General features: G+C 64.6%; 27 protein-coding genes. 10 read left to right on the top strand and 17 right to left on the bottom strand.

Annotated elements, in window-relative coordinates:
- Positions 1 to 71: 71 nt before the first annotated feature.
- Entirely contained in the window at positions 72 to 1,541 is a 1,470-nt protein-coding gene (gene gatB / locus RVU70_RS16170; RefSeq protein WP_363348105.1) for an Asp-tRNA(Asn)/Glu-tRNA(Gln) amidotransferase subunit GatB, read from the bottom strand.
- 86 nt (positions 1,542 to 1,627) lie between these two features.
- On the opposite strand from gatB, the gene RVU70_RS16165 reads away from it, so the two are divergent.
- Positions 1,628 to 1,957, top strand: coding sequence for a PGPGW domain-containing protein (locus tag RVU70_RS16165; protein ID WP_363348102.1), 330 nt, complete (start codon positions 1,628 to 1,630; stop codon positions 1,955 to 1,957).
- 110 nt (positions 1,958 to 2,067) lie between these two features.
- Here RVU70_RS16165 and RVU70_RS16160 read toward each other — a convergent pair whose 3' ends face one another.
- From RVU70_RS16160 to RVU70_RS16145, 4 genes are all read right to left on the bottom strand, one after another.
- Positions 2,068 to 2,400 carry a chorismate mutase gene (locus RVU70_RS16160; protein WP_363348100.1) on the bottom strand — a complete coding sequence of 111 codons (333 nt, stop codon included), beginning with the start codon at positions 2,398 to 2,400 and terminating at the stop codon, positions 2,068 to 2,070.
- A 3-nt stretch (positions 2,401 to 2,403) separates the two neighbouring features.
- Entirely contained in the window at positions 2,404 to 3,894 is a 1,491-nt protein-coding gene (gene gatA / locus RVU70_RS16155) for an Asp-tRNA(Asn)/Glu-tRNA(Gln) amidotransferase subunit GatA (protein ID WP_363348098.1), read from the bottom strand.
- Positions 3,895 to 3,945: 51 nt separating this feature from the next.
- Positions 3,946 to 4,233, bottom strand: coding sequence for an Asp-tRNA(Asn)/Glu-tRNA(Gln) amidotransferase subunit GatC (gene gatC, locus RVU70_RS16150; protein ID WP_363348096.1), 288 nt, complete (start codon positions 4,231 to 4,233; stop codon positions 3,946 to 3,948).
- 129 nt (positions 4,234 to 4,362) lie between these two features.
- Positions 4,363 to 4,632, bottom strand: a complete 270-nt coding sequence (locus RVU70_RS16145; protein ID WP_363348095.1) for a hypothetical protein — start codon at positions 4,630 to 4,632, stop codon at positions 4,363 to 4,365.
- Between the two features lie 100 nt (positions 4,633 to 4,732).
- Between RVU70_RS16145 and ruvX the strand changes: the two genes are divergently transcribed.
- Entirely contained in the window at positions 4,733 to 5,206 is a 474-nt protein-coding gene (gene ruvX / locus RVU70_RS16140; RefSeq protein ID WP_363348093.1) for a Holliday junction resolvase RuvX, read from the top strand.
- 138 nt (positions 5,207 to 5,344) lie between these two features.
- On the top strand, positions 5,345 to 5,587 hold the full coding sequence (locus tag RVU70_RS16135) for a hypothetical protein (RefSeq protein ID WP_363348091.1): 243 nt from the start codon (positions 5,345 to 5,347) through the stop codon (positions 5,585 to 5,587).
- Here RVU70_RS16135 and dprA read toward each other — a convergent pair.
- Both dprA and plsY read right to left on the bottom strand, forming a co-directional pair.
- Positions 5,568 to 6,839, bottom strand: a complete 1,272-nt coding sequence (gene dprA / locus RVU70_RS16130; RefSeq protein ID WP_363348090.1) for a DNA-processing protein DprA — start codon at positions 6,837 to 6,839, stop codon at positions 5,568 to 5,570. The two genes, RVU70_RS16135 and dprA, sit on opposite strands and share 20 nt — an antisense overlap.
- Positions 6,836 to 7,429, bottom strand: a complete 594-nt coding sequence (plsY, locus tag RVU70_RS16125; RefSeq protein ID WP_363348089.1) for a glycerol-3-phosphate 1-O-acyltransferase PlsY — start codon at positions 7,427 to 7,429, stop codon at positions 6,836 to 6,838. Before plsY ends, dprA begins: the two co-directional genes overlap by 4 nt.
- A gap of 229 nt (positions 7,430 to 7,658) precedes the next feature.
- Between plsY and RVU70_RS16120 the strand changes: the two genes are divergently transcribed.
- Genes RVU70_RS16120 through RVU70_RS16110 form a run of 3 tightly spaced genes read left to right on the top strand, consistent with a single transcriptional unit; the run spans position 7,659 to position 10,482 of the window.
- The gene (locus tag RVU70_RS16120; protein ID WP_363348088.1) at positions 7,659 to 8,729 is read left to right on the top strand and encodes a TIGR01620 family protein; all 1,071 of its coding nucleotides are present in this window, start codon (positions 7,659 to 7,661) and stop codon (positions 8,727 to 8,729) included.
- 5 nt (positions 8,730 to 8,734) lie between these two features.
- Complete coding sequence (gene xth, locus RVU70_RS16115) at positions 8,735 to 9,532, top strand: exodeoxyribonuclease III (protein WP_363348086.1); 798 nt, start codon at positions 8,735 to 8,737, stop codon at positions 9,530 to 9,532.
- 23 nt (positions 9,533 to 9,555) lie between these two features.
- The gene (locus RVU70_RS16110; RefSeq protein ID WP_363348084.1) at positions 9,556 to 10,482 is read left to right on the top strand and encodes a CBS domain-containing protein; all 927 of its coding nucleotides are present in this window, start codon (positions 9,556 to 9,558) and stop codon (positions 10,480 to 10,482) included.
- Here RVU70_RS16110 and RVU70_RS16105 read toward each other — a convergent pair.
- Positions 10,479 to 11,324: a hypothetical protein gene (locus RVU70_RS16105; protein ID WP_363348082.1), complete on the bottom strand. Its 846-nt coding sequence runs from the start codon at positions 11,322 to 11,324 to the stop codon at positions 10,479 to 10,481. The two genes, RVU70_RS16110 and RVU70_RS16105, sit on opposite strands and share 4 nt — an antisense overlap.
- Positions 11,325 to 11,773: 449 nt before the next feature.
- Between RVU70_RS16105 and RVU70_RS16100 the strand changes: the two genes are divergently transcribed.
- Positions 11,774 to 12,382 (top strand): hypothetical protein, encoded by a 609-nt coding sequence (locus RVU70_RS16100; RefSeq protein ID WP_363348080.1) that lies wholly within the window; start codon positions 11,774 to 11,776, stop codon positions 12,380 to 12,382.
- A gap of 164 nt (positions 12,383 to 12,546) precedes the next feature.
- Positions 12,547 to 13,143 carry a superoxide dismutase gene (locus RVU70_RS16095; protein WP_363348078.1) on the top strand — a complete coding sequence of 199 codons (597 nt, stop codon included), beginning with the start codon at positions 12,547 to 12,549 and terminating at the stop codon, positions 13,141 to 13,143.
- Positions 13,144 to 13,198: 55 nt separating this feature from the next.
- Here RVU70_RS16095 and RVU70_RS16090 read toward each other — a convergent pair whose 3' ends face one another.
- The 3 genes from RVU70_RS16090 to RVU70_RS16080 form a co-directional block, all read right to left on the bottom strand.
- Entirely contained in the window at positions 13,199 to 13,417 is a 219-nt protein-coding gene (locus RVU70_RS16090) for a hypothetical protein (protein ID WP_363348076.1), read from the bottom strand.
- Between the two features lie 45 nt (positions 13,418 to 13,462).
- Positions 13,463 to 14,002, bottom strand: coding sequence for an SRPBCC family protein (locus tag RVU70_RS16085; RefSeq protein WP_363348074.1), 540 nt, complete (start codon positions 14,000 to 14,002; stop codon positions 13,463 to 13,465).
- Between the two features lie 139 nt (positions 14,003 to 14,141).
- Positions 14,142 to 15,344 (bottom strand): pyridoxal phosphate-dependent aminotransferase, encoded by a 1,203-nt coding sequence (locus tag RVU70_RS16080; RefSeq protein WP_363348072.1) that lies wholly within the window; start codon positions 15,342 to 15,344, stop codon positions 14,142 to 14,144.
- Between the two features lie 158 nt (positions 15,345 to 15,502).
- Between RVU70_RS16080 and RVU70_RS16075 the strand changes: the two genes are divergently transcribed.
- A complete protein-coding gene (locus RVU70_RS16075; RefSeq protein ID WP_363348070.1) occupies positions 15,503 to 16,753 on the top strand; it encodes a glycosyltransferase family 87 protein in 1,251 nt (416 codons plus the stop codon).
- Between the two features lie 203 nt (positions 16,754 to 16,956).
- Entirely contained in the window at positions 16,957 to 17,184 is a 228-nt protein-coding gene (locus RVU70_RS16070; protein ID WP_363348068.1) for a hypothetical protein, read from the top strand.
- A 163-nt stretch (positions 17,185 to 17,347) separates the two neighbouring features.
- On the opposite strand, the gene RVU70_RS16065 is transcribed toward RVU70_RS16070, so the two are convergent.
- From RVU70_RS16065 to amoA, 6 genes are all read right to left on the bottom strand, one after another.
- On the bottom strand, positions 17,348 to 17,953 hold the full coding sequence (locus tag RVU70_RS16065; protein WP_363348066.1) for a copper chaperone PCu(A)C: 606 nt from the start codon (positions 17,951 to 17,953) through the stop codon (positions 17,348 to 17,350).
- 54 nt (positions 17,954 to 18,007) lie between these two features.
- Positions 18,008 to 19,936, bottom strand: a complete 1,929-nt coding sequence (locus tag RVU70_RS16060; RefSeq protein WP_363348064.1) for a CopD family protein — start codon at positions 19,934 to 19,936, stop codon at positions 18,008 to 18,010.
- Between the two features lie 128 nt (positions 19,937 to 20,064).
- Entirely contained in the window at positions 20,065 to 20,397 is a 333-nt protein-coding gene (locus tag RVU70_RS16055; protein WP_363348062.1) for a copper resistance CopC family protein, read from the bottom strand.
- A gap of 131 nt (positions 20,398 to 20,528) precedes the next feature.
- A complete protein-coding gene (locus tag RVU70_RS16050) occupies positions 20,529 to 21,146 on the bottom strand; it encodes a hypothetical protein (protein ID WP_363348060.1) in 618 nt (205 codons plus the stop codon).
- 358 nt (positions 21,147 to 21,504) lie between these two features.
- Positions 21,505 to 22,764 (bottom strand): bacterial ammonia monooxygenase, subunit AmoB, encoded by a 1,260-nt coding sequence (amoB, locus tag RVU70_RS16045; RefSeq protein ID WP_363345982.1) that lies wholly within the window; start codon positions 22,762 to 22,764, stop codon positions 21,505 to 21,507.
- Between the two features lie 166 nt (positions 22,765 to 22,930).
- Positions 22,931 to 23,689 carry a bacterial ammonia monooxygenase, subunit AmoA gene (gene amoA, locus RVU70_RS16040; RefSeq protein ID WP_363345981.1) on the bottom strand — a complete coding sequence of 253 codons (759 nt, stop codon included), beginning with the start codon at positions 23,687 to 23,689 and terminating at the stop codon, positions 22,931 to 22,933.
- Positions 23,690 to 24,000: the final 311 nt, after the last annotated feature.

Here is a 24,000-nt window from a genome sequence, read left to right as displayed (position 1 = left end):
CGATGCGCGTGACAAAAAATCGCGCATGTCCGGGCCGACTCGATTCGTCGGAAAGCGATGAAGGGCGTCGCTCAGACGCCCAATTTGCTCTTCAGCAGCTCGTTCACGGCCTGCGGATTCGCCTTGCCGCCGGTCTGCTTCATCACCTGTCCGACGAACCAGCCGAGCATGGTGGGCTTCGCCTTCGCCTGCTCCGCCTTGTCCGGATTGGCGGCGATGACGGCGTCGACTGCGGCTTCGATCGCGCCCGTGTCCGTGACCTGCTTCATGCCGCGGCGCTCGACAATCTCCTTGGGATCGCCGCCTTCGGTCCAGACGATCTCGAACAGATCCTTGGCGATCTTACCCGAGATGACGTTTTGAGAGATGAGGTCGATGATGGCGCCGAGCGCCTGCGCCGAGACCGGCGAGCGCGTCACGTCCAACCCTTCCTTGTTCAAGCGGCCGAAGAGTTCGTTGATCACCCAATTCGCCGCAAGCTTCGCGTCGCGTCCTTTCGCGGTCTCTTCGAAGAAATCGGCGCTGGCGCGCTCCATCACCAGCACGCCCGCGTCATAGGGCGGCAAGCCATATTCGGCGATGAATCGTGCGCGCTTGGCGTCAGGCAACTCTGGCAGCCCGGCTTTCAGCGCGTCCACATAGGGCTGGTCGAACTCGAGCGGCAGCAGGTCCGGATCTGGGAAGTAGCGATAGTCGTGCGCCTCCTCCTTCGAGCGCATCGAGCGCGTTTCGCCCTTGCCTGGATCGAAGAGCCGCGTCTCCTGATCGATCTTGCCGCCGTCTTCGAGGATGCCGATCTGACGGCGCGCCTCGACCTCGATGGCCTGGCCGATGAAGCGGATCGAGTTCACATTCTTGATCTCGCAGCGCGTGCCGAGCGGTTCGCCCGGGCGGCGCACGGACACATTGACGTCCGCGCGCAGCGAGCCCTGCTCCATATTGCCGTCGCAGGAGCCGATGTAGCGCAGCAGCGCGCGCAGCTTCGTGACATAGGCGCGCGCTTCCTCGGCCGAGCGCATGTCGGGCTTGGAGACGATCTCCATGAGCGCGACGCCGCTGCGATTGAGGTCGACGTGACTCTCGCCGGGAGAGAGATCGTGCAACGATTTGCCGGCGTCCTGCTCGAGGTGCAGACGCTCGACGCCGACCGTGATGCGCTCGGTAGGCGAGACGTCGACGATCACCGCGCCCTCGCCCACGATCGGGTGTTTAAACTGGGAAATCTGATAGCCCTGCGGCAGATCGGGATAGAAATAGTTCTTGCGGTCGAAGATGGAGCGCAGATTGATCTTGGCCTCGAGCCCCAGGCCCGTGCGGATCGCCTGCTTGACGCATTCTTCGTTGATGACGGGCAGCATGCCCGGCATAGCCGCGTCGACGAGCGAGACATGATTATTTGGCGCGCCGCCATACTCGGCCGAAGCGCCGGAGAAGAGCTTGGCGTTGCTCGTGACCTGCGCATGGATTTCCATGCCGATGACGACTTCCCAGTCGCCGGTCGCGCCTTTTATGAGTTTGGAGGGAGCCGCCTGTGTCGCCATATTTTCCTCGCTAAACCTACGCCTTCCATATAGACCACGGCGCGCGCCAGCGGAACGGGCGACGTGAAAGAGGAGCGGCCACAAAAATGGTCCGAAACGACGCCCCAGAGAAGGACGACGGCGCGAAGAGCCGCAACAATGGGATCCTTGCGCGCATACGCGCGGCGCCAAGTTACGTTGGCGTCCCCGTCGGCGTCAGCTTCATCCTCGGGGGCACCCTCCTCGCGCCCCTACCCTTTTTCGGCGTCTGGATGGTTCCGCTCGGCCTCGCGATCCTCGCGCCGCACTCGCCCGGCGCGCATCGCCTCACGCAGCGCCTGTATTGGCAGAAGCTACGATTTCTGCGTTGGGCGATCCGCCGCGGTTTCGTGCGCGTCAGACGGGTCGAGCGCAAGAAGGACGAAACGGTAGGGTGATTGCGAAATCTCGATCGCAAGCGGCGCCTTAGAAAGGATCAAGCCGCGCGTTTCGAGCGTCGTGAACCGCCTCGCCTTTGCGATCCGCGGCGGGCTCTCGATCGACAGGCTCAGTCGCCCTTCGGCGCCCGATCCCCCATCAGGCGCTCTTCGTACTGGATCGACCATTCGATGATGGTCGTCCAGAGATTCATCGCGACTTCCACCGACAGGCCCTCGCGCCGCGCGGCGCCGAGCACGCGCGCCAGCACTTCGTCGACACGCTCCGGCACGCGCGCTGGAATGCCGAGCGACGGCTTTACCTTTGCAGCCCGCTCGATCTGTCGCTGTCGCTTCGCAAGCAACGCGACGAGTTCGTCGTCGAGTTCGTCGATGACGCGGCGAACGTCGGACATTTCGTCCTGCATCGACTTGAGGTCGGGTTCGACTGCGGCCTTGTTCATCTTTCAGGCCTCGCGCCACCAGGGTTGCGGGAAGTCGATTTTCGGCGCCGCCTGCTCCAGCGCCGCAGCGAGCGAAAACAGCGTCTCTTCGTCGAAGGGGCGCCCAATGAGCTGCAGCCCGAGCGGCAGACCATTGGCGGCGAGGCCGCCGGGCACGGCGACGCCCGGCAGGCCCGCCATATTCACCGTCACCGTAAAGACGTCGTTCAAATACATCTCAACCGGATCGGTCGAGCCCTGCTCGCCCTGCGCGAAGGCGGTCGAGGGCGTCGCGGGCGTCAGCACCGCGTCGACGCCGGCGGCGAAGGCCTCATCGAAATCGCGCTTGATGAGGCTGCGCACCTTCTGCGCGCGCACGTAATAGGCGTCGTAATAGCCCGCCGACAGCACATAGGTGCCGATCATGATGCGACGACGCACTTCGGCGCCGAAGCCCTTGGCGCGGGTCTTCTCATACATGTCGACGATGTCGCGGCCCTGCTCGCGCATGCCGTAGCGCACGCCGTCATAGCGCGCGAGATTGGACGAGGCCTCCGCCGGCGCGATGATGTAATAGGTCGGCAGCGCATACTTCGTATGCGGCAGGGAAATGTCCACGATCTCCGCGCCCGCGTCCTTGAGCCAGGCGACGCCCTGATCCCACAGCGCGGCGATCTCGGCCGACATGCCGTCGAGGCGGTATTCCTTCGGCACGCCGATGCGGCGCCCCTTCACCGAGGCGCCGACCGCGGCCTCGTAATCCGGCACCGGCGCGTCGACGCTCGTCGTATCCTTGGGATCGTGGCCGGCCATGGAGCGCAGCATGATGGCGGCGTCGCGCACCGTGCGCGCGATCGGACCCGCCTGATCGAGCGACGAGGCGAAAGCGACGATGCCCCAGCGCGAACAGCGCCCATAGGTCGGCTTGACGCCGACCGTGCCGGTAAACGCCGCCGGCTGGCGTATGGAGCCGCCCGTATCGGTCGCCGTGGCGCCAAGACAAAGATGCGCGGCGACCGCCGCCGAAGAGCCGCCCGACGAACCGCCGGGAACGATCTTCGCATTCGGATCGCCCTTGCGGCGCCATGGCGAAACGACGGGGCCAAAGGCGCTCGTCTCGTTTGAAGAGCCCATGGCGAACTCGTCGAGATTGAGCTTGCCAAGCGTCACCGCGCCGTCGCGCAGCAGATTGCCGGAGACAGTCGATTCATAGGTCGGCGTGAAATCGTCGAGGATGCGGCTCGCCGCCGTCGTGCGCACGCCTTTGGAGCAATAAAGGTCCTTGACGCCGAGCGGCAATCCTTCGAGCGGGCCGGCTTCGCCGCGCGCGAGCTTCGCGTCGCTCGCCTCCGCCTGCTTCAACGCCAGTTCCGGCGTCTCGGTGATGAAGCAATTGAGGGCGCGCGCCCGCTCGATCGCGGCGAGATGCGCCTTGGTCAACTCGACCGCCGAGATTTTCTTCGACGTCAGCGCGTCGCGCGCGTCGGCGAGGGAGAGATGCGTCAGATCGGACATCGAGTCTCTTTATATAACGGAAGCGGGAGGCTGTGCGGCGTCGCGGGCGCCTTACTCGACCACCTTGGGAACGACGAAATAATGATCCTCGCGGGCCGGCGCATTGGCGAGGATGTCATCGGCGATGCCGCCGTCGCTCACGACGTCGACGCGCTTCTTCATCTGCATCGGGAGAACGGAGGCGATGGGCTCGACGCCCTCGACATTCACTTCGCCGAGCGTCTCCACGAAAGACAGAATGGCGTTGAGTTCGCCGCGCAGCCGCTCGACCTCTTTCTCCTCGACGGCGATGCGCGCGAGATGGGCGATGCGGCGTACCACCGCTGAATCGACAGACATGGGAGAGCTCCGCCGGATGAAACTGTTACGGCGCTATAGCAGCCGGAGACGGCGGCGCGCAATGCGGGCGCGGCCGCTGTAACGCTTCGGCGGCGTTTCGGCCGCGCCCCTCCGCCCGGCTGGACGCGCTCAGCGCGCCCGGCAACCGTAGAAGCGCAGCTCCCAACGCGAGCAGGCGACGCCGCCCGGGACATTGTGCCAGCGCACGCAAACCCGGCGGCTTCCGTCGCAGACGAGCCGCGAGGGCGGGACAATAATGCGGCTGGCGATTTGTTCCACGCCGCCCTGGCTGGTCTCGCCGAGCGGCGCAATCGGCGCCGCGATAACCGCCTCGGCTCCGCCGATAAAGGAGACCACGACAAGGAAAAACGCGCGTCCACGCCTGCAAATCGCTTTCATAACCAGCCCCTCCGATTGGCCGATAAATGCTAAGCTTACGGCTTGCGGCGTCAAGGGTGCGCTCGCGCATTCCGTCGGAGGCTGATATGCGAGGCGCACGATGACGCTTGACACTCCACTGGATAAGCTGGCGGCCGAGCTCCCGCCGCGCGGCCGTCTCATGGGCCTCGACCTCGGGACGAAGACCATTGGCCTCGCATTGTCCGATGTCGAGCGCCGGCTCGCTTCGCCGCTCGACACCATTCGACGCGTGAAGTTTTCGCAGGACGCTGAAGCGCTGCTGAAACGCGCAGCGGAATTCGAGGTTCAGGCGCTCGTCTTCGGCCTGCCGCTCAACATGGACGGCACGGAAGGCCCCCGCGCCCAGGCGACGCGCGCCTTCATGCGCAATCTGCGCAAACTGACGCCCCTGCCCTTCGCCTTCTGGGACGAGCGCCTCTCGACGGCGGCGGTGACCCGCGAGCTCATCGCCCAGGACGCCTCCCGCGCCAGACGCGCCGAGGTCGTGGACCGCATGGCCGCGGCCTACATTCTGCAGGGCGCGCTGGATCGATTGCGCCGGCTCAAGCCGTGAACGCTTGCTCCCGTCATGACGCTGACGCGCGTGTTTGCGCTCTTTGAAGCTTGACTTCCTTAACCTGTGCTTTAAGAGAAATACATCTTACGGTTGCGTTCAAGCTGCGGAAGACCCAGATTGACGGAGACACGCCTCATGGCCCGACCAGCCGCCACGCCGTCGCAGGCGCGCAAAGCCAAACCCCCCGTCCTCGCGCGTCGCGCCGAGGAGGACGCCGCGGCCATGGCGAGTTACATTGCCGATATGTCGTCGGAGCTCTCCCAACTGGCGGCGGGCGCGGACCTCGAGATGGTCGCCTATTTTCTCAATCTGGCGCGCGTCGAGGCCGAAATCCGCGCCCGTGAGATGGGCGGCCCGGTCATTCGCCGCGAGACGTAGGGCCCGCGCCCGCGGCGTAGAGGAGCGAGACGGCGTTGGGCCCGTGCCGCTCGAGACGGCCATCGAGATCAAGCTCCATCAAGGCCCCGTGCACGTCGCGGGCGGGAAGACCGGCCATCCGGATCAGTTCGTCCACAGGAACGGGCGCGGGGCCAAGCAACTCCAGAAGAATCTCCCGGGCGTTTTCCGCTGGTGGGGGCCGGGACGGCCGTTCGGCCGCTTCAGAGCCGGCCGAGACGAAGCCGGACTCCTCCGGCCCGCTCTCCTCGAACGCGAAAATGCCCTGGACGGGAAAGAGGTCCAATTCGTCGAACAAGGGTTCGACGTCTTCGCCGATCGTCGCTTCGTCGGATAGCGCGCCCGGAGTCACGGGACCGCCTGCGGCCAGCGAGTCGAGCACGTCTTCGGGCCTGGCGCAGAGCGTCGCCCCCTGGCGGAGAAGATCGTTCGTCCCTTCCGCGCGCGGATCGAGCGGCGACCCGGGCACGGCGAACACCTCCCGCCCCTGCTCATTGGCGAATCGCGCCGTGATCAGCGAGCCGGATCGGCGCGCCGCCTCGACGACCACAGTCGCGCGGCTCAGGCCTGAGATGATGCGGTTGCGTCGCGGAAAATCGCGCCCGCGCGGCTCCCATTCGAGCGGCATTTCGGAGACGAGCAGCCCCTGCGCGGCAATTTCGGCGACGAGCCGCTCATGCTCGGCGGGATAGGGCCGCGCCTGTCCGCCGGCCAGCACGGCAATCGTTCCCGTCTCCAGACTGGCGCGATGCACGGCGGCGTCGACGCCGCGCGCCAGGCCGGAGACGACCACATAGTCCGCGCGCCCGAGGCTGCGCGCCAACCGCTCGGCGAAGGCGAGCCCCGCCGCCGAGGCGTTGCGCGAGCCGACGAGCGCGACCGCGTCGCGCTGCGCCAGGGCCGCGCCGCCGCGCAGCGAAAGCACCGGCGGCGCATCGTGAATCTGCCGCAACAGCGGCGGGTAGCCGGGATCGCCCGTCGTGACGAAGCGCACGCCCATGGCGGTCGCTGCGTCGATCTCACGTAGGACCTCGTCGCGCTCGGCGATGCGGATCGTGCGGCCGCGCAGCGTCTTCCTGGCGAGTTCGGGCAAAGCTTCGAGCGCCGCGCGGGCGCCGCCAAAGCGGTTGATCAGCTCCCGAAAAGTGCGCGGGCCAATGTTTTCGCTGCGGATCAGGCGGAGCCAGTCGACGAGCTGCTCGTCGCTCAGGGAGGCGCCCGATCCTGCGTTCATGCCTTCTGCCCTATCCGGCTCTCTGTCCCGGCGCGCAGCCGTGCGATGTTTTCCGCGTGCTTGCGCCACAGCAAAGCGGCCATGGCCGCGACGACGAAGGCCTCGCCGCCCCGCCCAACCGTGAAGAGCACGAGCGGCGCGGCGGCGCTGGCGACGAGCGCAGAAAGCGACGAATAGCGGGTCGCCGCCGCGACGGCGAGCCAGACGCCGCAGAAGGCGAGCCCTGCCGGCCAATAGAGGCCGAAGAGACAACCGAGGAAGGTGGCGACGCCCTTTCCGCCCTTGAACTTCAGCCAGACCGGCGCGACATGTCCGACGAAGGCCGCAAAGCCGGCGATCACGGCCCCTTCGGGCGAGAGCTGCGCGCCGATCAGCACGGCGGCCGTTCCCTTGAGCGCATCGAGCAGCAGAGTCGCGGCGGCGAGATCCTTGCGGCCGGTGCGCAACACATTGGTCGCGCCGATGTTGCCGGAGCCGATGGCGCGGAGATCCGTCGTGCCGGCGCCGCGGGTGAGCAGCAGGCCGAAGGGAATCGAGCCGAGAAGATAGCCAATGGCGAGCGCGAGGACGTCGGGCAGGAAGGAGATCATGACGGAAACGCTTAGCTCTGCTCTTCGAGACACGCCGGCACAGCGCGGCGGATGCTAGCGGAGGCTTGACCGGACCGCAACAAGCGCCCCTGGGCAAAGCCGCCGCCGCCTTCTTCCTTGGCCAAACCGCGGTTGGCAGACAAGCGTTTTTCAAAGAAGTCATCATGACGCTCCCGCTTCGCGGCCTAAAGCTGCTAAAGGGGGATCACGAAAATCGGGACCGGAGCACATGAGCGAGTCAGAGCGCAATGTCGAGCGCAATCCAGAACGCAGACCCCGCCCGCGCGCCTTCCGCCTGAGCGGCGACGAGACCGTCACCTCGAAGCCTGCGCCCGAGGTCATCGAACCGGAGGTCGACGTTTTCGCCGAGGCCGTCGAACTCGTCGAAGGCGCGCCGGGCGGCGAGGCGGCCGTCGCGGAGGCGCGCGCAAAGGGCGTGCTCGACCGCTTCATTCTCTCGCCAGGCGGCATGTTTCTGTCTGCGCTCAGCGGCCTCCTCACTCTGGCGGTCAGCGTTTGGGCGTGGAATCTCGTTGAGGATCTCTTCCGCCACTCCACTCTGCTCGGCACGATCGGCCTTGCGCTGGCGATCGCCGCCCTTTTCGCCGCGCTCGTCTTCCTTGCGCGCGAAGCCCGCTCGATCATGCTGCAAAATCGCGTGGCGAAGCTGCACGCCGCATTGGCCCAGGCGCGCGCCGCAAACGACGCCGATGCGGCGCGCGTCCATGTGAAGGAGCTGTGCGCGCTCTATGAGCGCCGCCCCGATCTCGCGCGGGCGCGCGCGCTCATGGGCGACTACGGCAAGCAGATCATCGACGGCAAAGACCTCATCGATCTCGCCGAGCGCAATCTCGTCGCGCCGCTCGACGGACAGGCGCGACGGGAAATCGCCGCCGCGGCGAAGCGAGTCTCGGTCGTCACCGCCGTGAGCCCGCGCGCCGTGCTCGACGTGATCTTCGTCGCCGGACAGGCGATCGTGCTCATGCGGCGCATTGCGGAAATTTACGGCGGTCGCCCGGGCCTGCTTGGCTTCTTCAAACTCCTGCGCTCCGTCGGCGCGCATCTTGCCATTACCGGCTCGGTCGCGGTCGGCGACACGCTTCTTCAGCAGGTGCTCGGGCATGGAATCGCCGCGCGTCTCTCGGCGAAACTCGGCGAGGGCGTGCTCAATGGCCTGCTGACCGCGCGCGTCGGCCTCTCCGCCATGGCGGTGTGCCGTCCCACTCCCTTCGTCACGGAGAAGCAGCCCGGCGTCAAAGACGTCGCGCCGTTTCTCTTCGGCGACAAAAGCAAGGCCTGACAGCGTTGAAGATCACGACCTGGAACATCAATTCCGTGCGTCTGCGCATGCCGCTCGTCGCGCATTTCCTGAAGACCGCCGCCCCCGACGTCCTCTGCCTTCAGGAGACGAAGTGCCGCGACGCCGAATTTCCCATGAAGGACTTCGCCTCGCTGGGCTACAAACACGCCGCGATCAACGGCCAGAAGGGCTATCACGGCGTCGCCGTGATTTCGACGAAGCCGCTGCGCCTCGTCGAGAAGCGCGACTTCTGCGAAAAGGGTGACGCGCGTCATATCGCGGTCGAGATAGAGAGCCAGGGCGGTCCGATCACGCTGCATAATTTCTACGTCCCGGCCGGCGGCGACGAGCCCGACGTCGAGGTCAATCCGAAATTCGCCCACAAACTGAGTTTCCTCGACGAGATGACGAGCTGGGGCGCGGATGGCGCGGCCAAGGGGCGCGTCGCGCTCGTCGGCGACCTCAACATCGCGCCGCTCGAACATGACGTTTGGAGTCACAAGGCGCTACTAAAAGTCGTGAGCCACACGCCGGTCGAAGTCGAGAAACTCGAAAAGGTGTTTCGCGCCGGCAAATGGATCGACGCCATGCGCCATTTCGTGCCGTCCGATGAGAAGCTCTACACTTGGTGGAGCTATCGCGCGGCGGATTGGGCGGCGTCCAATCGCGGTCGGCGCCTCGATCACATCCTTGTCAGCGAAGCGCTCGGCGGCGCGCTGCAGCGGCTCGACGTGCGCACCGAAGCGCGCGGCTGGGAGCGCCCCTCCGATCATGTTCCGGTAACGATTGAACTGTCAGAATAAGTGGGGACCATGCGGGGACCCGAATGATTGCTTGCGACCTCATGCAGCGCCGCTTCGTCTATGTGACGGCCGACGCAGACGTCGATTATGTCGCAAAAGCGCTCGCCGAGTCGTCCGTCGGCGTGGTGCCGGTCGTCGACGACGATCTCACGCCGATCGGCATCGTCACGCGCAGCAACCTCGAAAAAGCGCTTCCGGCGCTCCCCGTCGATCTCGGGCCGATCCCGCCCTTTCTGCTGCGTAACCGGCCGAAGGCGCCGTTCCACGGCAATGGCGCGGCGCTGCGCGAGATCATGACCGCGCCGCCGATCTATGTGCCCAGCGACGCGCGCATCGCCGAGGTCGAACGGATCATGGCGGCGCACCGCCTCAAGCGCATGCCCGTCGTCGAAGGGCACAAGCTCGTCGGTCTTTTGCTGCATCGCGCGGTGCTGGAAGCCATCGCCAAGGCCGCCGGGCACGCGGACAGGCCGACGCTCGCCAAGACGCAGCCGGAGCCAGCCTTCTGCGACATTGTGAGCGCCTCGGAGTTTCGCGAGCTCGTCGGCGCGCATGAGCGTCAGATCGCAATCGAGCGCATCGAGCAGCACAGGGCCGCCACGGCCTTACGCGAACAGCGCATTCGTGAGCTCGCGGCGCGCCGCCTCACCGACGCGCAATGGCGGGGGATGCTCTCTCAGGCGCGCGCGGCGGCGCAGAGCGGACTGACCGAATACATGCTCATTCGTTTTCCCGCGCAGCTTTGCGTCGACGGCGGCCGGGCGATCAACGCGCCGGACCTGCATTGGCCCGAGACGTTACGCGGCGAGCCGGCGGACGTCTATCGACGCTGGCGCAACGAGCTTCATCCGCGCGGCTTCAAGATTGCGGCGCAGATCATCGATTTTCCCGACGGGCTGCCGGGAGACGCCGGCTTGTTCCTGATCTGGGGCAAGAGCGCCAACGCCTAGCGCTGGCGAAGCGTCGTATCCGCCTTCAACGCCGCAAGCGACGGATAACGCTGTACGCCCTCGGCGCTGTGCACCTCGACCGAACCGTCGGACATCATGACATACGTCGCGTCTCCCGCCGTATAACGGTCGACCTCAGACGGCGGGGCGGCGGGCTCGGCTTTTGGCTCCGCGTGCTGTTGCGGATTCAGCAGCGCGGCGAAATCTGGCGGTTGAGTCTCTGATTTTGAGCCGACCGCCCGCTCATCGGGCTGCGCTGCGCCCGAGGGCGGAACGACGAACCGCGGCGGCGGCGACGCAGGGCGCAGCGGCGCTCCTTCGGCCTTGGCCGGCTTGTCGTCGTCGCGCGCGGCGATCTGCGTCTCGACGAGCTTTGCAAGCGGCTTGGAGAGCGGCGGTCTGGATGACGGCGGTTTCGCGAGCGGCTGGTTGGCGAGCGGCGGCTTGGAAGGCGAGGGCTTAACCAGTGGCGGCTTCGAAGGCGCGGCCTTGGCGGCCGCGCTGACTGCGGCCTTCTCTTCCGCGACCGCCTGCTCCGGCGGCGCTTCCTCGCGCCCATTTTGCGACGGTTCCGCCATGGCGACGGGCGCGGGGCTTGCAGCGACGGCGGGCAGCGCCGTCAAGTGCGCCGTCGCCGGAGCGATGCGCGCCAGATGCGCGACGACGCGTCCGAGCGCCATTGTCACCACGCCTCCAGAGATGGCCACCGCGCCGGCGATGAACATGCTCCAGCCGCGTTCCAGCAGGATCATGTCCCAGCCCGTCCACATCGCATAAGCGCCGGCGCCGGCAAGCAGCAGGCCGCCAACGGTCACGTCCCAACCGGACAGATTGCGCGTCATATCCCTTCCGTCGCTAATTTAGCGCCCTGCTGGCCAATCCCCCGCAGAGTCGCCTCAGCGGCCTTGGATTGCGCAGTCGCATCGCTTTTTAACATGACAATTACGGAAACGCACAATCCCGAGAATTATAGGGCAAAAGGATGTAAGAATTACTTTCGTCTACAATTGTCCACGGCGACGCTGCGACCGACGCGTTTTCTATATATATGGGGTTTTGGCCGCTCAGATTCAATATGTAGCGTCTCGATCTTGGGAAGCGTCCCCTCCGGCTTACTCAAAGCTGAACAAATTCAAAATCTTGAAATACACATGAAGAGTGCGGCTCGATGCCGCATAGTAAAACGTGGTCGCAATACAAAGCTCTTGTCAACGGCTGGAAGAGCGGCGGGCGGCGGCGTGGGAGCCGCCGGACCACACGGCCAGAATCATGTCTTGATGAGGAGACGAGCATGAAGGGTTTGTTTCGGCGCGGCCTCTTGGCTGCGGCGTTTGGTTTTGTCTCTGCTTTCGGCCTCCTGCCCAGCGGGGCGCAGGCGCATGGCGGCGTCAAACTGGAGCAGGACGAATGCGTGATGCGCGTTGGTCCGAGCACCATGCATTTCATTGGCTATCAGCGCTCGGGCGAGGAGCAGGAATTCTGCCAGGACATCGCCCAGACGGGTCCAACCGTCATCGCTCTGACCGCGGTCTCTCCGGAGCTGCGCGATATGGCGATCGGCGCCCGCATCGTGAAAGACACGGGCGCGCCTGTGGCCAAGGATAATCTCGAGGCGCTGACCGTCGCTCATTATGAGCCGAAGGTCTATCGCAACGGGATCATGACCTTCGAACATGATTTCAAGGATTCCGGTCGCTATGTCGCGATCGTGACAGTTCGGGACGATCTCGGCAATGAATGGGTGTCGCAGTTCCCCTTTACGGTGGGGCTCTACACCTTCTGGGGGATGCTCGAATACATCCTCTACGGGGTCGCCTTCTTCTCGCTGGTCGGCGTCATGTGGCTGGCGCTGCGCGCCAAGTCCAACAAGTCGGTTGAAGCGGCGAACGCTCCGGCCTGATCCCGAAACGAAATCCTGCGCCTCTTCGATGGCCCGGCCCGCGCCGGGCCATTTTGCTTGCCGCGCCTGCCGTCGAGGACTCGTTATTGCTTATTGCCGCGCAATGGCGCCGGGTCTAGTTAAACGCGGGGCCAGCGAGTCCCGTTTCTGTCAGGAGACGATTGATGTCCTTCACGCTTGAAGATCTCCCCTACGCTTACGACGCCCTTCAGCCCTATTTGTCGCGCGAATCCTTTGAGTATCATCACGACAAACATCACGCGACTTATGTCACGAACGCCAATAATCTGATCAAGGGCACGGAGTTCGAGGGCAAGCCCATCGAGGACGTGATCGTCGGCTCCTTCGGCAAGAACACGCCGATCTTCAACAATGTCGCGCAGCACTACAATCACCACCATTACTGGAAGTGGATGAAACCGAATGGCGGCGGCGCGGCGCCCGCCAGGATCGAGAAGCTCATCGTCGATTCCTTCGGCTCCTTCGACAAGTTCAAGGAAGAATTTCAGAAGGAAGGCCTTGGCCAGTTCGGCTCAGGCTGGGTGTGGCTCGAACTCAAGGACGGCAAGGCTGCCATCCGCAAGACGCCGAACGCGGAAAATCCGATCGTCCACGGCGCGCAGCCGCTGCTCGTGGCCGACGTGTGGGAGCACTCCTATTACATCGACTACCGCAACCGCCGCGCCGACTATCTGAAGGCCTTCCTCGACCATCTGGTCAATTGGGAACATGTCGAGGAAATGTTGGACGCCGCCAAGTAAGCCTGGCGCGTTGCAAGGCATGCGCGCGGCGGCAGGACCTGCCGCGCGCCAAAATTTAGCTACAAACCGTCCGGCGGACCCCACGGACCCACATCGTGCGGCAAACGCGCGCCGGGGCGACAGGGCGGCGAACAACCGCGGCGCCGCGATAGCCGGCGCAGCCGGCGCGATAGGGTCCCGCCGCACACACGACAGCGCCCGCCTCGCGCGGCTCGATCGTCAATGTCGCGGCGAAAGTCGCGGCTGCAAGTCCGGCCATTAGCAAATGTCTCATTATGATAGCTCCTTAAGTCGAGATGGCGTCCCGACTCGCACAGAGCTATGCTTCGGCCGGAGCTTCCACAAGCGTTTTCAGATTGGCGAGGCCCTGCTCGAACTGGCCGCCGACCGCCCGGTCCATGTTCATGAAGGCGTGCACCGCCTTGGCCATGAACTCATTCTTGCCGGACATGGTCCAGACCACTTCCGTTCGCGTCTCGTCGATGGGCTTCAAGTCGAACTGGACGTCGTGGATCGCCTTCATCGGCTTCAGGAACTGGATCTTGATGCGAATTCGTTCATTCTGGCTGCTCTCGGCGATCTTCATCTTTCCTGCGCCGACCTTGCTGTTGCCGGACCAGGACATGACGGCGCCGGCGCCGAGCGGCGAGCCGTCGTAGGCGACGATCTGGGCGGGGTCGAGTTTCGACCAGGGCGACCAGCGCTCCCAATGATGCAGGTCGTTGATGAGCGGATAGATGCGCTCCGGCGGCGCGTCGATCACGGCCGAGCGCGCAATGCGGAAGGTGTTGGGCTGAAGCGAGACATAGGCGATCAGCGCGCTCAAACCCGCAAGCACGATAAGCAGAAAAAGGGTCATGGCGACGTCCCTCCGCGGCGCAGATCGGGGGCCTGCGCTTTTTCTTTATTCTAAGGCGCGGGGAGGAAGCGGGTAAAGCGTGGAGAGCGCCCCACCCTCTCCCGCTTGTGCAGGGCCTAGAGGGAGGGGGCGGCGCCCTTTATGTCAGGCTCGCGCAGAAAGACTGGATCTTCGCGCAGGCCTTTTCCAGCGTCAGCGCCGAGGCGGCGTAGGAAACGCGGAAATTGGGGCCCGTCCCGAAGGCCGAGCCATGCACGACGGCGACGCCCTCCGCCTCCAGGAGCTCGGTGACGAAATCCTCGTCCGTTGCGATCACCTTGCCGCTCGGGGCCTTGCGGCCGATAGCGCCGGCGCAGGAGGGGAAGACATAGAAGGCGCCCTCCGGGGTCGGGCACTGCAGAAATTTCGCCTGGTTGAGCATGGACACCACCAGGTCGCGCCGTTCCTGAAACGCCTTGCGGAAGGCGCCCAGATGCTCCTGCGGCCCGTCCAACGCCTCGACCGCCGCCCATTGCGCGATCGAGCACGCGCCGGAGGTCTGCTGACCCTGCAAAAGGTCCATGGCCTTGATGAGCTGGCTCGGCCCGGCGGCGTAGCCGATGCGCCAGCCGGTCATGGCGTAGGCCTTGGAGACGCCGTTCATGGTCAGCGTGCGATCCATCAGACTGGGCTCGACCTGCGCGGGCGTCACGAATTTGAAGTCGCCGTAGACGAGATGCTCGTAAATGTCGTCGGTGAGCACATGCACCTGCGGATGGCGCAGCAGCACGTCCGTCACCTTCTTCATCTCGTCGTGGCTATAGGCAGCGCCGGACGGGTTGGACGGCGAGTTCAGCACGAGCCATTTGGTCTTGGGCGTGATGGCGGCCTCGAGCGCTTCCGGCTGAAGCTTGAAGCCGTCTTCCATTTTCGTGTCGACAAAGACCGTCTTGCCGCCGCAGATGGCGACCATTTCCGGATAGCTCACCCAATAGGGGGCCGTGACGATCACCTCGTCGCCATGGTTGATCGTGGCGAGGAAGGCGTTGAACAGAATGTGCTTGCCGCCGGTCGCGACGATCGTGTCCGAGGCTTTGTAGTCCAGCCCGTTCTCGCGCTTGAACTTGCGCGCCACGGCCTCGCGCAGCGGCGGGATGCCGAGCACGGGCGTGTAGCGCGTCTCGCCGCGGTCGATCGCCGCCTTGGCGGCGTTGCGGATGTGTTCGGGCGTGTCGAAGTCGGGCTCGCCGACCGAGAGGCTGATCACCTCCCGGCCCTGCGCTTTGAGGTCGCGCGCCTTCTGCGTCACGGCGATCGTGGCGGAGGGTTTGACGCGCGAGAGAGCGTGGGCGAGGAAGGTCATTGCCGTTCATTCCGTTAGGGGGAGTGTGCGTCGCACCATAATTTGCGGACCGCCGCCCGGCAATGAAAATCCGCAGGTCAAGCCCGCGTGTCGGCGCCTCCCATTAAACCGCCTTCCGTTATTCCTGCAAAGTCACGCTGAAGGTGGAGGAGGGAGCGATGTTGGCGACGCTGCGCGATGGAGACTGGGCGACGCCGGAGCGGCTGAAAACCTATCCGCTCGTTCTGCTGACGTTTTCCGTGGGGGCCGCCGTCGTCGCCGTGGCCACCTCCCGGGGCGGGATCGGGCCCAATGATCTGCCGCTCGGCGCCGACTTCAGCCAGGTGTGGGTCGCCGGTAAGGAGGCGCTGGCCGGGCATCCCGAGGCGCCCTTCGACATCGCGCGTCATGCAGCCGCCCAGCGCGCCGCCTTCGGACCGGACACAGGCGTCTTCGGCTGGCACTATCCGCCCTATTTCCTCGGCGTGGCGGCGCTGCTCGCGCGCCTGCCCTATCTCCAGGCGCTCGCCGTTTGGCAGTTCTCGACCCTTGCGCTCTATCTGATTGCGATCCTCTTGCTGCTGGATGGATCCGGCCTGAGCCGACGCGCCGTGGTCGTCGCCGCCCTCGCCTTCCCTGCCGTCTTCGTCAATCTGGGTCACGGGCAGAACGGCTTCCTTACCGCCGCCCTGCTCGGCGGCGGATTTCATCTTCTGGAGCGGCGGGCCGCCGTCGCCGGCGCGCTTTTCGGCCTGCTCGCCTATAAGCCGCAATTTGCGCTGCTGCTGCCGCTCGCATTGCTCGTCGGCCGTCACGGGCGCGCCCTCGCAGGCGCCGCTGCATCCATTGCGCTGATGACCGCGGCGAGCATCGCCGCCTTCGGCGTCGCCAGTTGGCGCGCCTTCTATGACAGCCTCGGCTTCACCCGCGCCATTGTCGAACAGGGGGCGACCGGCTTCGAGAAGATCCAGAGCGTCTTCGCCGCCGTTCGACTGATCGGCGGGAGCGTGCCGGCTGCCTGGTTCTGGCAGGGGCTCGTAGCCGTTTGCGCCGTGGCGGCGGTTCTCGCCCTGCTGCGATCCGGGGCCGACGCGCGCGTCAAAGCCGCCGGCGTGATCGCCGCCCTGTTCCTCGCGACGCCCTACTCGCTCGATTACGACATGATGGCGCTGGCGCCGGCCATCGCCTTGCTGCTGGCGCACGGGCTCGAGAACGGGTTTCGCCCTTACGAAAAGTCAGCGCTCGCCCTCGTCTATGGCGCGCCGCTCTTCGCCCGCCCGCTTGCGACGCTGCTGGCGGCGCCGCTGGGTGTCGTCGCCGTCGTCGCGCTCCTTGTCGTGACGATCCGCTATGTTTTCGTCGAGGAAAAACAGCCCGATGGTCGGTCCGGCTGCGCGTCTGCCAACCCGCAAAAGTTGCAATTTGAGTGATCCGCGTCGCCGTCCGTTAACTCTGAAGTGAAAAAAAGTTAATTTTTTATGAATTTTTGAGCTGCCGATGCAACTTTTTGGCTTGTTGATAGTTACCCGAGCAAAGGCAAAGACCGGAGGGGGTCGAGCCTGGGCCGCGTCGGTTTTAGGGAGGCCGCCGCGGTGGGAGAAAAAGGGCGTTTTAGCCGAGAGGAAGACTGACTATGTCGCTCGTTGATAAGTTCGACGACCAAATTGAGCCCGCGTATTCGCGCAGTTTCGACCGCGAGTCAGCCCGTCGTCAATTCCGCGTTTCAATTCTTCTTGTCGCAGCCATGGCGCTCGCCGCCTTCATTCTTGGCTTTGCCCTGCCGATCAACCCTACGCAGAATGCGTCGCCGGTTGCCGATCAGGCGCAGTTTACGGGACGGCTCGTTAGCGTCGACCACTGATCCAACGAGAACAACGCTCCGCTACGCGCGCCTACGGCGCGCGTTTTGCGTTTTTGCCTCGCATGGCCGCCGGCGGGATTGTCGGCGAACGCGCATGAGCGCCCCTCGCGCTTCGGGACGTGTGGCGCCCGAGCGCTGAAATGCGCCCGGGCCTCGCGCCCGTCTATTTCGCGCCTTCGGGCTTCTCCGAATGGTGGTGGCCCTCATGGCCATGATGCGCTTCGTGGCCGGCGCTTTCCTTCGGCCCGGAGGTGTCTTTATTGTGAGCCTTCTCCCAGCGCTCCATGGCTTCGGCGTCATGCGCGTGCTTGGCGTCCGGCGCATCGATTGCGGCGTCGACGACGACTTCGCCGGCCTTCTCGAAAACGAGCGTCATTTCCAGGCCCCAGCCGATTTCGAGATGCTTTTTCGCGTCGAGCAGCGCGACATAAACGCCGCCCGGCGCCAAGGTGACCTTCGACTTCGGCGGCAGGACCACCGGCGTCTCGAGCTCGAGATTTTTCGCGTCGCCGTGAACGACGGCCTTGCCGAATTTCTCGACCTTCACTGCGACGAGCTTGTCGGGCGTATCGCCGGCGTTATGCAGGAACGCGTAGAAGGAAGCGTTCTTCTCGCCATCGGCGGGGGCGCGCAGCCAGGGATGCTCAACCTTGAGCTTGCCGACGTCATACTCATGGGCCAGCGCCGACCGCGCCGGAATGAAACCGAGAGCCGCGCCGGCGAGCAATGAGCCGCCGGACGCCAAAAGATCACGCCGCCTGATCACCATTTTTCTCTCCCTGAAAAAAGCCGGCTGCTCAGCCGGCTTAGAAATCCTGCGCTTTTAGTGCGAGTGCAGGTTGATCTCCACGATGGGCTCCTGCGCCATCATCGCCGCCTGTGCGGCAAGTTGCGTGGCGCTGCCGTCGTCCTCGCCGAACTGCTTGAAGCGCGCGCGCACATAACCCGAGCGGTCGATCAGAAAATGCGCCTGCGCGATCTCGCTCGTGTAGGGCACGTTCGGGTAGCGGTTGATGATCGAATAGGCCTTCTCCACCGCCGCGGGGTGCAGCGCTTCCCGCGCCTTGGCCGCCGCGGGGCAGTCGCCGGTATAGACCGTCACATGATTCGCCCCGGCGGCTTTGGCCGCTTCGGCCGCTTTGAGAAGACTGGCGTCGAGTTCCTTTTTCTCGTCGCCGGTCGCGGTGCAGCGCGCGAAGGAAAGGAGCGTCGGCTTGCCGCGCAGCTTGAAGAAAGTGGTGACCTCTTCCCTCGGATCGATCAAAGCGAAATCCGGCGCGATGAGCCATTGAATCATCGCCTGCGGGGCGATGAAGCGCGAGCGATTGGTGCTCGAGAGCATGAGAAGATAATTGATCATGTCCCAGCGATCGTCGACGTCGAGCACATGGCTGAAGCTCGGCATGACCCCGCTCTGGCCGCCAAAGGTCAGCCAATGGAAGATGTCGCCGATCGTATGGGTGCCGACATGGGGCGCCGTCAGGTCCGCGGGGTCGACTTTCACGCCCTGCGCGTTCTTGAGGTCCTTGGACATGGGACCGTTGCCCTCGCCCATCGGACCATGGCAGGCGACGCAATTGTCCTGAAACGCCGCCATGCCGCGCGCAACTGACTCGGCCGTGAAATCCTGCGTCGGATCATTGTAGGTATCGACGTAGGCTTCCGTCGAAAAGGACACGGCCAGACAAAACAGCGCGGCGATCGTCACGGCCGGCGTGGCGTAAAGGCGTTTCTCACGCGTCGCCGGGGTCCACCAGAGCAGCGCCGCGACGGCCGCCAGCACAACGGCGGCGATTGCCCACCACCAGATCGGCGAGGGGAACGCCGGCTTCTGGCCCCAGGTCGCGATATAGGAGAGGCGGAAGGGCAGAGGCCAGTAGATATTCGTTTCATGGGAGGCCGGCGTGATCACCGCAATGTAACCGGCGATCGCCAGGAGGCCGAGGCCAAAGACCGCCTCGAGACTACCGACCTTTCCGACCCAGTCGACATTGAAGCCGTCGCCCGCCGGGCGGCTGTGCATGTAGCGCACGATGGCGAGCGCGCACAGCAACACGGCGCAAAGCAAGAGAAGCTTCAGGGTCAGCAGTCGCCCATAAGGCGTCGCAAGCATGTTCGGAACGCTGCCGACGTTCTCATAGGCCATGGCGACGCCCGTCACCGCCACGAGCCCGACGGCGACCTTCGCGACCAGCGACCAGCGTTCAGCGAGCCGCGCGGCCACTTCCGGAGGCTTCTTGTGCGCGGTGAACATCCACCAGATCAGGCCGAGAAGGCCCCCGAGCCACGTGAGACCCGCCGCCGTGTGCAAAAGGAAGCTCGCCTGCGTCCAAACGGGCAGACCGTCGTCGATCGCATGGCCGGTGACCGAGACGACGGCAAGGACGCCGACGCCCGTCCACAGCGTAATGCGGTCGAGAAGATCGGAAGCGACGAACAGCCGTGCGACGGCGAGCCCCGCGAAGGCAAAAGCGACGAGCTGGGTAAACACCCAAGCTTTGCCGACGCTCGTGCCGAATGTGAACTCCCAGAGCAGAGCGGAGTCGATCGGCCGTTCCGCCGGGACGATCGCGCGCGCGATGAGATACAGCAGCGCGAAGCCGAGCAGCGCCCGGAACACGGCCGCCGCTGCGACCGGAACTTTGAACCGCCCGCCGTCTTCGCCGATCAGACGCGGCATCAGCAGCAAGCCGACGGCCAAAGCCGACGGCAGGCTTTCGAGGAAGCGAATGAATGCGAGAGAAAGATACATCGTTCGGTTCTCGCTCCTGGCCCTTTCCGCCCACTTCAGACAGAAAGCCGTCGATCACGCGAAGGGTAGCGGCGAGCCGCGCGCCCGTCAGCGCGGGCGCCATTCGCCGCCGTCAAAGGTTGCGCGCCTTACTTGGGATCGACTGTGAATTCGTAGTTGCCTTCGACAACGTGCCCGTCCGTCGACAGCACCCGGTAGCGCACGACATATTTCCCGGGGGCCAGTTCAGGGGACTCCATCGAGAGTTCGCGCGGCTTGTCGGGGGCGCCGATCGCCCCCTCCCCAAGAACCTTGCCCTCCGCATTCTCGACCGTCAGCTTCGAGTATTTCGGCTCGACGCCGCCGCCGAAGCGCAGCTTGATCGTCTTGGGCGAGGTCGCAACGTGGTCCTTCGACGACGGCGTCGCTTCGACAAGGAAGGAATGCGCAAGAGCCGGCGCCGCGCCGACGAGGACGGCCAACGCGCCTCCCGCTAGAAGGCCGGAAAGGCGACGAGACAAGCTACCCATTCCCTTCATGACATTTCCCCCGAGGCGCCGAGCCTCTTTTGCTTTTTTGGTTGTCTTCGAGATGATTTCGATTGCGTCGAACGTCAAGACGCAACGGGCTCGGCGGGCTCCTTCTCCTTCTTCTTCGACGAAGGATGCGTGTGCTTCCAATAGACGAAGACCATGCCGGCGATGAGCACCGTGCCGGCGATCTGAGGCACCCAGGCCCAAAGCGTCTCGCCGACCATGAATTTGAACTGCTCGGTTTCCTGCTGGCCGTTCTCGCGCGTGAGTGTGACGAGGCCGATATAGTGGCCGTTATTCGCGAAGTTATGCTCCAGGCTGAACGTGCCCTTGGTATATTTCTTGGCCGGCAGATGCAGCTCGGTCAGCGGTTCGAGATCCGTGTCCTTGGTGATCGGCGTCAGCGGATCGCGAATGATGCGCAGTTCGAGCGGCAGATCGCGGAAAGCCGGCGTCTCGATGTCGAAGACCATGATCGTGCGGCCCGTCGCCGGAATTTCGCTGCAATACTCGCTGCGCGACTTGTCGGGCTGGAAGACGGTGATGTGGATCATGTCATAACCGAACATGACCATGCACATGTTTCCCATGGACATGGCTTCCGGCCCCGCGCCGCCCTCGGCCCGCGCAGGCTGACCGACGCTGAGCGAAAGAACGGCGCCAAACATGGCGGCGGCAAGGCTACGCCAATTCATCATTTCCATCCCTCGATTCTTTCCCTGCGCCTTTTTTTCCGACGCAGTTTTGTCTGGCCGTCAGCTCGGGCCATACCGGCAGGCGGCCAATCCCCGGCGCACCAGACCGCGCCGCTCGCAGTCTTCCTTAGCCTAAGCGTCCCTTTTCAGCGAGACCTCGCATGCGCGAGGTCGTCGATCTCCGGGCGCTACTTTGCATCCAAAACAGGCGTTGGCGCGAGCAAAAAGCCTTGACGCAATTTGCGTCTAAAGGACGCACCGATTGATATTGAGCAAGACAGCGCCTGCCCGTGGGGCCAAAGCGAAACCGGCCGGATCTTTCGATCCGGCCGGCTTTTTTAGGTTAGCGATCGTTGTTCGCTCAGGGCATGTCGCCGGCGACGAACTTCGGAATCACCGGGCCGCCGATTTCAGCCGCGAAGCGCTTGCCGTCGGGCGTGAAGAAGAACAGCAGGCCGCCGATCTGGCTGTCGGTGTCGTAAGCCAGGTCAGACAGACGCTCGATGTCCCAACGCGCGTCCTGGATCTTCACCGTGATCTCCTTCGACTCGCCGGGCGCGATCGTGTCGTCGTTCGACAGGCCGCGGTCGGCAAGCAGGTAGTCCGGGAAGTCAGGCTTCGAGGTGAACACCGACGGGTTCAGGAAGCGCAGGCCAGCGGCGGTGTATTCGCCGAGGCGCACCGGCTGAGACGTGCCGTTCTTCACCTTCACGTTGATCGTCAGCTCACGGCCCGGAACCTTGTAGACGCCGCCGTTCAGCTCGGTCGTCACCTGCTCCTTGCCCACGCCAGCCGTGCCTTCCGTCTCGATCGGCGTCAGCGGCTTCTGCAAGCCGGCCTGAAGCGGGATCGTGCGCGGGAAGGTCGAGTTCGTCACGGCGTAGCCGACGATGGTCGCCAGGATCGTCAAAGCGAGAACGATCGCGCCGATACGACGGTCGTCATCGCCGATGACGTCATCAGGACGGCCTTCCGCGACCTTGACGTAGGACGCGATGATGCCCTTCCGGATGAACCAGAACAGGATCCAGGCGGCGCCAACCGCCATCCACGGCAGATGCCACGCATAAACGCGGCTGATGCCGTAGTGCTCGAGGTCAATGGTCGACCCGTCGAGGAGCGTCACCGGGTCGGTGAAGTCCTTCATGTCGCCCTTGATCTCAATCCACTGGCCGGGGCCGATGATCGGACCGCCGCCTTCAACGTTGATCTGGGCGTGGACGTGCCAACGGCCCGCGCGACGGCCGCGCAGGTTGATCGAGAAGGCGTAATCCTTGCCGATCTCCAGCGACACCGAACGCGGCGCAAACTGCTCGCCGATGAACTGCGCCGTGCGAACCAGAACCGGGCCGGGCTCGCCGGCGTTCAGGAACGACACGCGCGGATTGGCGACCGCCTGCGGCCACGCCGAGAAGACGTGGACCTTGCCGGACAGAACCATGTCCTCGTTGACGTTGACCGTCGTCTTCGACCACTGAACGTCATACCAGTTCAGCGTGCGCATGCGAAGGAACGCCTGCTGCGACTTCTCGCCGTGCGCCGAAGCCGGAGCAACCGCTCCAAGCGTCGCCGCCACAGCAGCCGCCGCGCCAATGGCGGCGAGCTTGACTAGCTTTTTCATGAACAAACCTCCCAGGTTCCTCTTCCGGCCGGCGCCTCGCGCGCCAGCCGACTTTTTTCCTCGCAAGCCGTGAAGCCAAATCGTCGACCCGGCCGCATGCGGACTTGCGTTCTTTTCCTCTTCGAGACAGGCCGCGACCCGTTTCAAAACCGCGGCCCAGCCCGCATTAGATGGAGTCGATGACCTTGGTCGTGGAATACCAGCGACCCATGAACCACCACAGGAAATACACCATCATCGAGACGAAGCCCGAGAAGAACGCCGCAACCGGCACAACGTCCTTACCGAACGTGCGCAGCGTGCCGCGCTCGACCATGCGGATGTATTCCGGCATCGACGTGCGGACGTAGTGGAGGCCGATCAGGTCGGCGAGGGTCATCAGCTGACCATGCTGCTCGGTCGCCTGGTGGAAGGCGGCGATCGCCGGCCAGTTGTTCGGGTAGAACAGCAGACCCCAGCCCAGCGAACCGACAACCGCCGTGATCACATAGGAGCCCGACAGAAGCAGGATCACGTCGAGCCAGATCGCCGGAACGATCAGAGCGGACGGGAACACAAGGCTGATCGGGAAGTAGGTCCAGCCCCAGAAGTTGACGTAGCGGTTGATCCACTCGCCAATCAGGAGGCCGAGAGCCGCGAACACCGCGCCGAACGGCAGACGGAAGTTCACCCACCAGAAAGCCTGCGACGCCGCGCAGAAGGTCACGCCCAGAATCGGCACGACCGTCGGCCACATACGACGATCCTTCCAGTCAACCCAGAAGTCCCAGTCGCCCGCCGTCAGCATGAAGTGGACGTGATAGCCGCCCAGAACGGCGAAAAACAGCAACACAAGAAGCATCCAGTCCGTCGTCTGAACGCAACCCGCCGCCTCGGCGACGGAGTTGAACGGACCGACCGCCCCCCCGCTTTTCGATTGTGACATCACTCTTCTCCTTGGTGTTTCTCGGAAAGCCATCGTGGGCTCCGAGCTTTCTTTTTGCCGCAGGACGGAACGAAAGCCCCGGACCCGCGTCCAAACCCGATGCGCCCTCTCGAAACGCCCGCGTTCGGTTTTCTTTTGCGCAACGCGAAACGTGCGCCGCGAAACCTTCCCCTTCCCGAGCCGGGGGCGAACCCCCCGAGCCGCGACACGAAAAACCAGCCCCCGCCGAAAGTCACGGCAGATCAAAAGCCTTCTCGTGTCAGTGGTGTAAGCGAAAATCCCGCCGGAACCGTCCGCCCGCGCCAACCGGG

It is taken from the genome of Methylocystis echinoides (assembly GCF_040687965.1).
GTDB lineage: Bacteria > Pseudomonadota > Alphaproteobacteria > Rhizobiales > Beijerinckiaceae > Methylocystis > Methylocystis echinoides_A.
The sequence above is the reverse complement of the archived record's forward strand: the minus strand, read 5'-3'. Positions and strand labels throughout refer to the sequence as shown.